The sequence below is a fragment of the Parafilimonas terrae genome (genome assembly GCF_900115755.1).
Taxonomy (GTDB): domain Bacteria; phylum Bacteroidota; class Bacteroidia; order Chitinophagales; family Chitinophagaceae; genus Parafilimonas; species Parafilimonas terrae.
Window position 1 is genome coordinate 117,707 of sequence record NZ_FOXQ01000010.1, and the last position, 13,203, is coordinate 130,909.

General features: G+C 42.6%; 6 protein-coding genes. 1 reads left to right on the forward strand and 5 read right to left on the reverse strand.

All coding sequences use genetic code 11. The features are described 5' to 3' along the window. The first annotated feature begins 102 nt into the window (after positions 1–102). Positions 103–1,473, forward strand: a complete 1,371-nt coding sequence (locus tag BM015_RS15690; protein ID WP_090660779.1) for a 3-keto-disaccharide hydrolase — start codon at positions 103–105, stop codon at positions 1,471–1,473. A 323-nt stretch (positions 1,474–1,796) separates the two neighbouring features. Here the strand turns inward: BM015_RS15690 and BM015_RS15695 are convergent, their stop codons facing one another. The 5 genes from BM015_RS15695 to BM015_RS15715 form a co-directional block, all read right to left on the reverse strand. Continuing rightward, positions 1,797–3,815, reverse strand: coding sequence for an NPCBM/NEW2 domain-containing protein (locus tag BM015_RS15695; RefSeq protein WP_090660593.1), 2,019 nt, complete (start codon positions 3,813–3,815; stop codon positions 1,797–1,799). Positions 3,816–3,848: 33 nt separating this feature from the next. Then, the gene (locus BM015_RS15700; protein ID WP_218148513.1) at positions 3,849–5,867 is read right to left on the reverse strand and encodes an NPCBM/NEW2 domain-containing protein; all 2,019 of its coding nucleotides are present in this window, start codon (positions 5,865–5,867) and stop codon (positions 3,849–3,851) included. 58 nt (positions 5,868–5,925) lie between these two features. Then, the gene (locus tag BM015_RS15705) at positions 5,926–8,091 is read right to left on the reverse strand and encodes a hypothetical protein (protein ID WP_090660596.1); all 2,166 of its coding nucleotides are present in this window, start codon (positions 8,089–8,091) and stop codon (positions 5,926–5,928) included. 137 nt (positions 8,092–8,228) lie between these two features. Continuing rightward, positions 8,229–10,136: a RagB/SusD family nutrient uptake outer membrane protein gene (locus BM015_RS15710; RefSeq protein WP_090660599.1), complete on the reverse strand. Its 1,908-nt coding sequence runs from the start codon at positions 10,134–10,136 to the stop codon at positions 8,229–8,231. Positions 10,137–10,170: 34 nt separating this feature from the next. Continuing rightward, a complete protein-coding gene (locus tag BM015_RS15715) occupies positions 10,171–13,182 on the reverse strand; it encodes a SusC/RagA family TonB-linked outer membrane protein (RefSeq protein WP_177191932.1) in 3,012 nt (1,003 codons plus the stop codon). Positions 13,183–13,203: the final 21 nt, after the last annotated feature.

The window sequence follows — 13,203 nt, forward strand, 5'->3', positions numbered from 1 at the left end:
TAGTTTTTCAAAAATCATAAAACGTTTAATCTACGAAAACGTTTCCGCAGTTTGGCTTATTTACAAGCATGGCCAGTGCCTAATTTAGAGCAAAAAATAAACATGCATTCTACACGAAACAAGCTTGCCATTGCTGCTTTTGTAACCGCTTTTTCGTTGTTGGGCACAAACAGTTTTGCCCAACAATGGACACCGTTATTTAACGGCAAAGATTTAACCGGCTGGCATCAACTGAATGGTAAGGCAAACTATAAAGCAGCAAACGGGGAAATAATTGGCGAAACAGTTGCCAATACACCCAATTCTTTTTTAGTTACCAATGCTGTATATGGTGATTTTATATTGGAACTTGAGTTTAAGCTGGATAATGAAATGAACTCCGGCATACAGGTAAGAAGCGAGAGCAGCCAGGATTATAATAACGGAAGAGTGCATGGTTACCAGGTTGAAATTGACCCTTCGGAAAGGGCATGGACCGGCGGTATATATGATGAAGCACGAAGAGGCTGGCTATACCCGTTAACCTACAATCCTGATGGCCAGAAAATTTTAAAGTTGAATGAATGGAATAAGATGCATGTGGAATGCATTGGCAATACTATCCGCACATGGATCAACGGCGTTTATACTGCATCTGTAGTGGATGATATGACGAAGAAGGGGTTTATTGCCTTACAGGTACACCAGGTATCGGACGCTTCAAAAGCAGGCCATACCATACGGTGGAAGAATATACGTATTCAAACAAACAATCTTCATGCAACACCGCCGGGGCATATTTATGTGGCCAATCTTATTCCCAACACTATTTCTGCTGAAGAAAAATACAATAACGTTGCCCTTTTGTGGGATGGCAAAACAACAAACGGATGGAGGGGCGCTTATAAAAAATCTTTCCCTGATAGCGGGTGGGCTATTAAAGACGGCACTTTAACCGTATTACGTTCCAATGGCCAGCAGGAAGGGCGCGGCGGCGATATTGTTACCGATAAAGAATATCATGCATTTGACCTGCAGTTCGATTTTAAATTAACGCCTGTGGGCAACAGCGGCCTTAAGTATTTTGTAAAAGAATCGTATGATGTTAACGGTGCATCGGCCATTGGTTTGGAATACCAGGTATTGGATGATGACAGACATCCCGATGCAAAGCTTGGCAGGGATGGCAATAGGACCATTGCTTCTTTATACGATATGATTGCCAGTAAAAAACCAAAGGGCGCAATAAAACCAATTGGCGAATGGAACCACGGGCGCATTATTGTTTATCCCAACAATCACGTTGAACATTGGTTAAACGGTTATAAAGTGGTGGAATATGAAAGAGGCTCAAAAGAATTTAAAGACCTTGTAGCTATAAGCAAGTATAAAAAATGGGAGAATTTTGGTTTAGCAAATGAAGGGCATATTCTTTTGCAGGACCATGGCGATGAAGTTTCGTATAAGAGCATTAAAATAAAAATACTCCAATAGATTATTTCCTTATTTATGGTGAAGGCTTGCCTGGTTATTCTTACAACAAGTATCTACGGCCAGGCTTTGCCGACCCCATTTATCTGAATAGCAGGAAGATGAGAGTTTTATATCGCAAAAAAGCACTACGGCTCAAAGGCAATTGCTTATCTCACATTCAATCCAAATAAGCCGGATTTATTAGTTTGACGGGAAACAGCAATACATTACACCTGAGAACGGTTTCTGTGTAATCAGCAATATGACTTACGGCAGGCTTATAATAAAAACGGAATAACCTGCTTTTTACAATTCAACCATTATAATACTATTGAAAATTAATTTTATTCGGCTTTATACATGCGCAGCAGTACAACACCATGATATGGTATAGTTGTTTTAAACTGATTGTTATAAAAACCCACATCCTTTTGCCTCCACACGTCTCTTAATTTCCATTTTCCATGCAAACCGGCCTTTGCGAAATTAAATTCAAATGATGCCGGTTTTTCGTTACCCCACCTGAAATAGGATTGCGGCGTTTTTCCGTAATCATCTGTATTAAATAATCCAACAGCATAAGAACCGTCAGCCATTGGTTTTACCCAAACCTGTACGCCTTTGTCTTCAATTATTAACCGTGCAGGCTTACCCAGGGGATCCTGGTCAATCTCTATTACCTCATCGTTGGACAATAAATTAAGGGTAAAAGCATCTAACATGTTGAGCTGGCATCCAATCAGCATTGGTGCGGCCAGCAGGCTGTAAATGCTGATATGGCTGTATTGTTCATCCGGCGTAAGCCTGGTAGGATGTAGTTTGCTGCCTGCAGCCATATCACCTACAATCATCATATCCGGGTCATTCCAATGGCCGGGGCCGGCATAAGGGGCCCATTTATCAAGTGTAAACGCCAGCATATAAAGGTTATTCCAGCTATCGTGGATATCCGGGCCGGTGCGGTACATATTGGATGTATGCATCCAGTCTTCTACTTTTTCGAACGGTGCATTGTTAGATAAGCTGAAGACAATATCTCTTCCCGATTGCCGAAGCGCCTCTGACATCCGTTCCGCTGAATTGACATCTATGCGCCAGTCGTATTTCAAAAAATCAAACCCCCAATCAGCTATTTGTAAAGCATCATTTTTCTCAAAACGATATTTTCCTATGCGCATAAACGGCTGCCTGCCGGCTTTTATTAATTCATGCGTTTCACCGCCTTCAGGATAATCGGATGATCCACCCACATATCCCCCATAGCTTGATATATAAGGAGTGGAATAAATACCTGCTTTTAAGCCAAGTGAATGAATTTCCTGCACCATTTTACCAATGTTGGAGAATTGTTCATTTGGCTGAAGCGCATGTAACAGCCCTGCTCTTTTACCCTGCCAGCTATCGTCAATATTTATATAGCTCCAGCCGTGATTATTTAATCCCAGGGTTATCATGGCGCGGGCTGAAGCCATCACATTTTCTTTATTCAGATTACCGGCCAGCGCATTCCATCCATTCCAACCCATTGGTGGTGTAAGGGCAATCGTATCACCAATTTTTATTTCTAACGCTTTGGTATATTCTCCAAATCTGTTGTTGGCTTTAAGCGTTACAACATATTCCCCTCTCTGCTTTACATTACCCGTTATAATACCCGAAGCCGTATTTAACGTAAGGCCTTGTGGCAAATTATCTGCGGAAAAAGTTATGGGGCGACCGCCGGTTGCAGCAATGGCGTAGAAAAAAGGATTCCCCGGCGTAGCGCCAAATACGGCAGGCGAGTTAATTCTTGGCTTTTCCGAAGGCGATGGCGTTAAAATATATTTTTCATTATCATTAGGAAAGAGTGCGGGCATATTATCATTCACCATAGTAAACTTTGCATCCGCCCAGTCACAATAAGTTCGTTTATTGTTTATGCCTCCAATATCATCGGTTGCCAAAAGCCCTAAACGCACTACATTAGTCAAGTCAACATCTACAGGTTTTGCGGCATCGCCAACCTTCATTTCATCGCTTGCATAAAGTATTTTTCCGTCGGCCAGCACATAAAATTTAACGGGTATTTCCTTATTGCCTTTATCATCCGCCCCTATAAAAGCTGTAAACCTTTTTGCTTTTTTATTGAGGAAGAATGAAAGTATGGATACTGATTGCGCCCCTATTCCCCTTTGATAAAAAACATTGTTTATTTTGATGGAATCATTGCTGTAGTTTGTCTTTGCCTTGGTAGGCCGGATGCTCCCGGAAAAAGACATAATATCCAGATCGTCAAGCCACACAGTTTTTAATGATTGCGAACCGGCATGAAATGATGTAAGCAGTATTAACAGAAAAAGAATTCCGGCTACTATTTTTTTCATGACAACTTTATTTATACTCAGCGGCATCTTTAATTATCCGGCTTTATACATTCTCAACAGCACCACGCCATGATGCGGTATAACTGTTTTAAATTGGTTGCTGAATATCCCCATATCTTGTTGCTTCCACACATTCCTCAGCTTCCATTTGCCGAGAAGGCCCGCTTTGGAAAAATCAAATTGGTACGATACAGGTTTTTCATCGCCCCAACGGAAAAAAGATTGCGGGGTTTTGCCAAAACCAGCAAGGTTAAATAAGCCAACAGCATAAGAACCGTCTTCCATCGGCTTCACCCAAACCTGTACGCCTTTGTCTTCAATTATTAACCGCGCAGGCTTACCCAGGGGATCCTGGTCAATCTCTATCACCTCATCGTTGGTAAGCAGGTTTAAAGTAAAGGCATCAAGCTGGTCTATGGGACAACCAATAAGCAGGGGTAAATTAAGCAGGCTAAATATGCTGACATGGCTGTATTGCTCATCGGGCGTTAATCTCGTAGGGTGCATTTTGGAACCTGTGGTTACATTGCCCACAATAAGCATATCTGCATCATTCCAATGGCCGGGGCCTGCATAGGGCGCCCATTTATCCAGCAAAAAAGCTGAATAATAAAGACTGGTCCAGCTATCGCGTATGTCGGGGCCGGTGCGCCATACATTCGCTGTTTTTTTCCAGGTGGCCGCGCTGTCAAATGGCGCTGAATTTGATATGCTGAATACAATATCCCTTCCTGATTTTCTCAATGCTTCCTGCATTCTTTGCGCAGACTGCACATCAATGCGCCAGTCGTATTTTAAATAATCAACGCCCCAGGCCGCCATTTGCCGGGCATCAGCATTTTCAAACCGGTATTTGCCTGTGTAACGGTATTGCCTTTTATTATCCCTTACTGAATCAGGGTAACTTCCATCTTCAAAATTTGAAGAGCCGCCGGCATATCCCGCATAACTTGTTATCCACGGCGTAGAATATACGCCCAGCTTTAAACCAAGTGCGTGTATAGAATCTGCCATATCCTTAAAGCCGGGAAATTTTTCATTGGGCTGAAGCGCTTTATCGCTTCCCTCCCGCCGGCCCTGCCAGGCATCATCTATATTTATGTACGTCCATCCGTGATTGTGCAGGCCCTTACTCACCATGGCATGGGCAGAAGCCAGCACTTTATCTTTATCAATCTCCCTTGCCCATGAGTTCCATCCGTTCCAGCCAATTGGCGGCGTAAGGGCAATGGTATCGCCAATTTTTATTTTCAGAATATTCGTTGTTTCACCCCATTTGTTTTTTGCTTTAAGCACAACCGGGTAAATGCCCTTGTTATTAACCTTTCCGCTAATAATGCCGGTGGCGCTATCAATATTCAAACCCTGGGGTAAGTTGCTTGCAGTAAAATACATAGGCCGCACGCCTGTTGCCGCTACTGCAAATAAAAACGGGTTGCCCGCAGTTGCGCCAAACACTTTTGCCGAATTTATTTTTGGCAATGCAGAAGAAGCTGGGGTAAGTATATATTTCTCACCGGTATTGGGAATATGCTCCGGCATATAGCCCGGTTTCATTACAAATGCAGCATCCACCCAGTCGGAATAAGACCTGGAAAGATTGGCAGCATCTACCATCACTAATAATCCCAGGCGCTGAATACCGGAAAGGTTAACCTGTATTTTTTCAGGCTGGTCACCAACTTTCATATCCTTGCTTTCAAACAATATTTTTTTATCGCCAATAACATAAAACTTATATGTTGATAATGGGTTGGCTTCATCATCGGGCCCAACACCTGCAGTAAAACTAATAGCATCGCCATCAAGCAGGAATGGAAGAACGCTAACGCCATTTGTTCCGATGCCACTGGAAAAATAATGGCCGCCAATTTTAAGCGGGCCGCCGCCTGCATTGGTTTTGGTTACAATGCCCGGAATGCCTTCGGAGAAAGATTTAATATCCAGCGCATCAAGCCTGGCTATATTATTTTGAGCGCTGCCAACCGCACACCACAATGTGCAGGCAACAACAAGCAGCATTATTCTTAATGCATTTATCTTTCTTTTCATGGCGTTGCAAACTTTACCGAAACTGTTGAGGTCTGGTTAGCTGATGAAAGTACGCATGCTACAGGTTGTTTATTAATGGCGTTATTTTTTTAGATGCATCGGCAAGGGTAATAAAATATTGGCCATTTTTACTGGTTATAAACACATCTGCTGGTTCATTCAATTGAAGTAAGGTTTTGCCATTTTTAACCAACTGCACAAAACCTGCAGCGGCAAACTTTTTTAAACCGCTTTTTTTATCAGCATCAATTATTGCGAGCCCTTTGTATTGGCCTGCATATACATCCCCGCTGATGTTTACAGAAAAAGAAGCAATACTATCTGTTCTTATAGAAGCAAGATTGGTAAACACGTAAGAGCCATCGGCATTTTTAGCGCCATCTTCCAGCCTGTTCTTTAATAAACCAAGCTTTCCAATACCTTCCACAGAATATCCTTTTACAGTGGCTTTATTATAGATAGTTTTAAATCTTTCCGTAATATTATTTGTATTAAAATCGTGATCGGCGCTGCCTTCTATCATCAGCTTGCCACCTTTGTTTTCATACGTTTCAAGAAAATTTAACTGCGCTTCTTTTGCGTACTGTGGATTAAGATAAAGTATAGCATCGAAAGTATGCCCGTTCAATACCGGCTTGCCGTCTTCATTAATTTTCAGTTGGCCGGTTGTAATTAAATCTGAAGGTACGAGTGCATTCAAATAACCGGCATTCCATAGCTCAATAGCTTTCTCATCAATGCCCAATTTATCATTTATATCATAGGTGCCCCTTTTACTGAAATCAGGATACCAGTTTTGCAATGCTTCCATACCAAATACAACCAGCAATTTTATATCGGGCAGCGAAGGGTTGAATTTGTTGAGAAGACGGCTGCAACGTTCCACTTTATTAATGCCATCAATTGCAACGGGCATTTGCAGGTCGAAGCGGTTAGGCCGCTTATCGTGCAGTGCATGGTAATGTGTTCGCACACCATACCGCAGGTCGAACAATGCCTTTTCCTGCACCGGCGGAAACACTTTATCATAATACTGGTTATACATTACATTTTTATAATGCGCCATGGCTACGCCCATGCGCACGGGCAACGATGTTTTTTCATCTGTTTGGCCATATACCAGTGGCTGCCTCCACCACGCAATACCGTTAGCCCATATTTCATCGTTTACAAGGCTGTTATGATAAGTATCGTGAATACCGATAAAAATATCCTTACCAATAATTTCCCTTGCTTTTTGATAGGTTGCAGCCTGCACGCGCAAAGGGCCCTGGCGCATAAAATCCATATAATAATTTATGGCCTTCATCCGCACTTCCAGCTTGCCCTGGGGCGCATAACGGGTATTGAAAAGCACCATATCCAATGGCTGGCCATTTTGTTTTTTGTAGGCATCTGCCATAGCATTGGAATACCACTGGCCGCGAAAAATAAAATCAGGGCCACGTTCTACCGAACGCTCTACAAACTTGTTGCCGTATTCATCCATAGCAAAGCCGTCAAAAGGCACATCGCTGTAGGTTTTCATAGCTTCTGCAAAACCGTTTATTTCAACATCATCCCACATACTGCTCTGGCTGCAATATTCCTGCACCATTACATAAGCGGTAAGCCCTTTTGAAGCAGTGCCCGCATTTATTTTTATAACGGCGCTGTCTTTGGCAGGCAGCATAGCCGTGCAGTATTGTGTAATATCTTTTAATGTTGAAGGGTCATAAAAACCATCTGCTGTTTTTTTAAAAGCATACACTTTAAACAAATCTGTTTTAAGCAACCTGTCGGGAAAACGGATATATTTTGCACTGGCCGCATAGCTTGCGTTGCCGGCATCATCAAGCTGAATTTCTTCACCAACAATCATTCTTTGCGAGCCTTCTATTTGCTTATCCTTATAATTGCCCCAAAGCTGCAGCCCTACCTTTAAACCATATTCATGCGCTTTTGCCACCAGCTTTTTAAAAACCGGGTGCATTACATCATAATCATAAAAACTGGCGCCTGCCCTTTCTGTCAGGAACAATAATGTGTAAGGGCATTCCCTGGCTATGGTATCGAGGTTTTTAAGGTATTCATCATTTTGCAGCAGGTCGGGCGAAATAAACCAGTATCCGATTTCGGGATGGTTTTCATTGTCAAACCTTTCTACATAACTGAGCTGTTGTGCATAAGCAAACTGAGCACTTAAACAAAACAGCACTATTACAAAAAATACAGCTTTCTTCATACAATTATAGATGGGATTACTTTGTTGCAGCACCTGCAACCGCATTGCCTGTTTCAGCTTAAATAATATTTTTTGGTATTAATTGAATGTGGGCAAAGCGTTGTGTATTCAAAAGAACACACAACGCTTTTTAAATTTTAGTATCCCGGGTTTTGCTCAACCGACGGGTTGGAGTTATCCAGTTCGCCCTGCGGAATTGGCCGCAGGTAAACATGCTCGTCAATTACCGGGCTGCCATTTAAACCAAACGCAGTCCAGGGGTTATATTTTGTAGCCCTTGAAACAAGCGAGTTTGTGCGTTTAAGATCATACCATCTCTGGTCGCCTTCGCCAAGCAGTTCCCTTGCCCTTTCATCCAAAATCATATCTATGGTAATATTGCCGGGCGTAGCGCGGTAAGAAACCGCAGCAAGATCATCTACATTTCCGGGGTTAACCGCACATTCCGGCGATTGTCCTGCATTGGCGCCAAGCGCACGGTCTAATACTTTATTATAATACACATCAGCCGTTCCCAGCTTTGCGCCGGTGGCGCCTTTTACAATGGCTTCGGCAGCCATCAGGTACACTTCTGCAGAACGGAATAAAGGATCGTTGAAGGTAGAATAACCGTCGCCATAATCAATACCCGGCTGCCAGAATTTCCAGAACATGGGCGCACCCCAGGCCAGTGTGTTGATTACAGGGTTGCCGCCAACATAGCCAAGCCCCATATATTCATTCGCATTAATTACCGAATAATGTTTTGTACCGCCGGGAATATCCACGCCTCTTTCTGCAACATTGGTTACGGGATCGTTCCATGGCCTGGCCACAGCCGTTGTATCGCCTGCATTATAAGTAAGCGTTATATTTTGGGGATTGGGATTATTGGTAGCAAGTGAAACGCTGCCATTTGTGGTAGCATAACAAACACTGTTGAATGTGCCATTATAGCGTGCATCCAGTTTTGGATCGAAGAGCCGGTAAGCTGCCCAGGTGCACCTGACCATGGGATTAAACCTGTTGTAAGCGCTTGTTCTGGTTAATTGGGCTACTATGCTGGGACCGTCTGAAATTTCAGAATGCATATTATTGCCCACCAAGGTTGTTCCGGCGCTTGGATCGCCGTAATAAGCCGAAGCGTTTGCATATTGTACGGCAAAAATCACTTCTTTGCTCTGGTTGGCGGCGCTTACGGAAGAAGATGCTGAAGCTGTTTCCTGGTTGGGATTGATATTATGCAAAGGCCATAAATTATTCCAGTCTGACTCCAGCGGATATAAACCTGATGCAATAATATCGTCGCAAAGTTTTAATGCACTTGTAAAATCGGCATCGGAACCGCCTAATGAATTATTATAGTTCCAGCCACGGGTAAGGTACACCCTTGCCAGCAGGAACTGTGCAGCGCCTTTTGTGGCCCGGCCCGTTTCAGATTGTGTGGCAGGCAGTGTGCTGATGCATTCAGTAAGATCTGATATAATCTGGCTGTACACATCTTTTGCCGGCACTTTTACTACTTCAACATTGGCTGTTGTTGTTTCGTCTAACGGCATTGGAATATCGCCCCATTGCTGAACCGCCCAGAAGTAGCTTAAAGCCCTTAGAAATTTGGCTTCCGCTACTCTTTTATTGCGCAAAGAATCCGAAATGCCTGTAATATTCGGAGCCCTTGTTACAGCCGTGTTACACCTGTTTATTTCCCTGTACAATAAATCCCAAAGCGTTTGCACTTCAGCGAGGGAAGCATTTAACCGTATATCATATTGATCGTAAGGGCTGCCTGATGGGTTTGGCTGCTTATAATAAACCGCGCCCCAGTTATTAACGGCAAAAACATCTGTGCCGGCGAGCGCAAGCATTCTTTGCTGGGTAATATCTCTTAATAAAGGATAACAGGAAGTAACCAGGCTTTCAAACCCCGGTCCATCAACATAGTAATTATCAGCAGTTTGATTAGATGGGTTGTATTCGTCGAGGAAACTTTTTTTACAACCTGCTATAAGCAATAGAAGCAAAATGCTTACGGGATAAGCGGCTTTTATATTTTTAAATACGTTCATAATTATTTGTTTTAAAATGATGTTTGGTATTCGATTAAAAACCTATGCTGAGGCCTAATGTGTAAACCATATTCGGCACATCGTCCACATAAGTATTACTGTTATATTCCGGATCCATCCCTTTATATTTTGTGAATATAAACGGGTTGGTAACCTGCAAATAAACCCTGAACTTATCCATGCTATACTTTTTAAGCTTTACGCCGGGCATGGTATATCCAACAGTAATATCGGAAACCCGCAGGAAGTTTGCTATTTGATAGGCTATGGCATTTTTATAGGGTTGTGATACGCCAACGCCATACATATCGTTTGTAGGGTTATTTCTTGTCCAGTAATTTAGCACTATGTGGTTATACCTGTTGTTAGTATAATCAGCCATTGTGCCGCCGCCAAACAAACCATTCATAAACATGGTTCCGTTCCTGTAATACATAAAGAATGACAGGTCGAAATTTTTATACGTGAAATAGTTCGTCATACCAATGGTGTAATTAGGCAATTGCGAGCCCAGTACCATGCGGTCGTCTTTATCTGTTGAAGAGGAAATAACGCCATCGCCGTTTTTATCAATCACCTTTACCTGGCCGGGCAACTGGCTGTAAGATGCGGCTTTACTGCTATCAGCAATTTGCCAGATGCCTGTAAACTTATAATCGTAATAAGACTTAACAGACTCTCCAACAAACAGGCTGTTGCCGATTATAGCATCTACACCATTGGCAAGCGCTTCAATCCTGTTGATATTTTTTGAGAAATTAATTGTAGTTCTCCAGGAGAAATCTTTGCTCCTGATGTTGGTTGAGTTCAACAATACTTCTATGCCTTTATTGGATATTTTACCCACATTGGCCGTTACAACTTCAAAGCCTGTAGAAGTGGGGAGGTTTTGTTCTAAAATCAGGTCTTTTGTATTCTTTTTATAAAGCTCAACAGTAGCAGTTAAACGGTTATTAAAGAAGCCCATATCAAGGCCGAGGTTTACTTCTTCACTTCTTTCCCATTTAAGGTCTTTGTTGCCTAAAGTGCCTGGTGCAAAAGCATTTCCGGCCAGCTGGTCGTAACTGTAAACCGTATTTAAAATTTGCGCCTGTGTGCTGTAAGGCGAAACATTGGAATTGCCTACCTGGCCATACGTTAACCGCAATTTCAGATCAGAAAACACTTTCGAATTTGCCATGAAGTTTTCATCAATAACGCGCCATGCAAAAGCGCCGGATGGGAAGAAAGCCCATTTGTTGCCATTAGCCAATTGAGAAGCACCATCACCACGGCCGGTTAAGGTTACTATATACTTATCATCATACGTATAATTGATTCTTCCCATATACGACTGCAATGTGTTTTGAACATAATCACTGCTTAATGCAGTTATATTGGAAAGGCCTGCGCTGCCGAGATTGTGCCACAGCGATGCAAAAGGAAGGTTTTGAACAGATATAGCATAATTCTCTGTTTTTGTTTTAAATGCGCTTTGCAAAGCAGTTGCATTAATCTTGCTTTTGCCGCTTGAATAATTATAAGTAAGCTGATTATCGAAAGTCCAGCTGGTTATGCCGGCATCGGAATAATTGGCCCTTGGCAATTTAGAACCGGCCCTGTCTTTTGTATAAGTACCCCTGTAATCGCCGGTACGCGTATCAATATTTGAAGCAGATATAGAAGACTTAAAGCTTAAACCTTTTAATAAAGTAATCTCAGCATAAGCATTGCCCATCTGGTTGGCGGCCTTAACCAAATACCTGGCATTTCCCGGATCTACCTCAACAACCGGGCTCATAACCTGGTTATCTTTTATTCCCATCCATACAGCATAGCCATTCCATGGCCCCTGTGCTTCATCGTATCCATCGCTTGGATTTACAAGATCATCGTAATAAACCACCCCTGTGGGCCTTGCACGATAAGCAGAACGCAAAGCTTCCAGTGAACTTCTTGGGTTTTCGCTGTAATTAATAAAAGCAGTAAATCCTACACGTATAAAGCTGTTTATTCTACTGTCAACAGAACCGTTTAAACTATAGCGTTTGTAAGAGGTATGTTTAATCGTGCCATCTTCCTGCAGAAAGCCGCCTGAAAACCGGTAGGTTGTTCCGCCAAAACCTCCTGATACCGCTGCGGTTGTACCTGTTTGAATGCCGGTGCGGGTAATTTCATCAACCCAGTCAGTGGTTTTATCACTGTTTATCATTTCCAGTTCATTTGATGAAAAAGTAGCGGGCGTTCCATTGTTTAATATAACATCTGTGTACTGGCTTTGATAGAATTGCTGGGCTGTTTGGAAATCCGGCAAATGTGCAGGTGTTTTTTGTCCGAAATAAGCATCAACCGTAAACTTAGCTTTGCCGCTGGAGCCTTTTTTGGATGTTATGATAACAACACCATTAGCTCCCCTCGACCCATAGATAGCAGTGGAAGAAGCATCTTTAAGGATATCGATAGATTGGATATCGGCGGGGTTGATATCTTCAATTCTGCCGCCCATTACCCCGTCTATTACAACCAATGGTTCTGTTACACCTGTAATAGTGTTTTCTCCCCTTATATCCATTGAAAATGCCTGGCCGGGCAAATTGCTGGCTTTTGTAATGTTAACACCTGCAAACTGGCCCTGCATGGCTTTTTCAGCATTGGTAGGATTTGACCGTACAATATCTTCTGATTTAATAGAAGCAACCGCACCCGTGAGGTCTTTTTTCTTTACGGCTCCATAGCCAATCACAACAACATCACTTAACTGTTTTAAATCGGGTGTCATAACTATTGTAAGAACATTTTGTGCCCCTACTTCTATCTCCTGCTGGTTATATCCTGCATTGCTTACCACCAGTATAACGTTCTCATTATTTGCAGGCACTGCAATGGCAAACTTTCCGCTGGCATCGGTTGCCACCCCTTTTTTACTGTTTTTTATCATTATTGATGCCCCGGCAAGCCCTTTATTTGTTGCACTGTCGAGCACCGTTCCTGTTATCTGGCGCTGTTGTGCCAGGGCTGTTATCACAAAGCCAAACGACAGGATTAGAAGCACTAGTTTTTGTTTCATAATCATCAGTTTTAGTGATAG

Bases quoted from the DNA above. Each gene is read 5' to 3' on its own strand.
- BM015_RS15690 (WP_090660779.1), top strand. From the start codon at position 103: ATGCATTCTACACGAAACAAGCTTGCCATTGCTGCTTTTGTAACCGCT.
- BM015_RS15695 (WP_090660593.1), bottom strand. From the start codon at position 3,815: ATGAAAAAAATAGTAGCCGGAATTCTTTTTCTGTTAATACTGCTTACA.
- BM015_RS15700 (WP_218148513.1), bottom strand. From the start codon at position 5,867: ATGAAAAGAAAGATAAATGCATTAAGAATAATGCTGCTTGTTGTTGCC.
- BM015_RS15705 (WP_090660596.1), bottom strand. From the start codon at position 8,091: ATGAAGAAAGCTGTATTTTTTGTAATAGTGCTGTTTTGTTTAAGTGCT.
- BM015_RS15710 (WP_090660599.1), bottom strand. From the start codon at position 10,136: ATGAACGTATTTAAAAATATAAAAGCCGCTTATCCCGTAAGCATTTTG.
- BM015_RS15715 (WP_177191932.1), bottom strand. From the start codon at position 13,182: ATGAAACAAAAACTAGTGCTTCTAATCCTGTCGTTTGGCTTTGTGATA.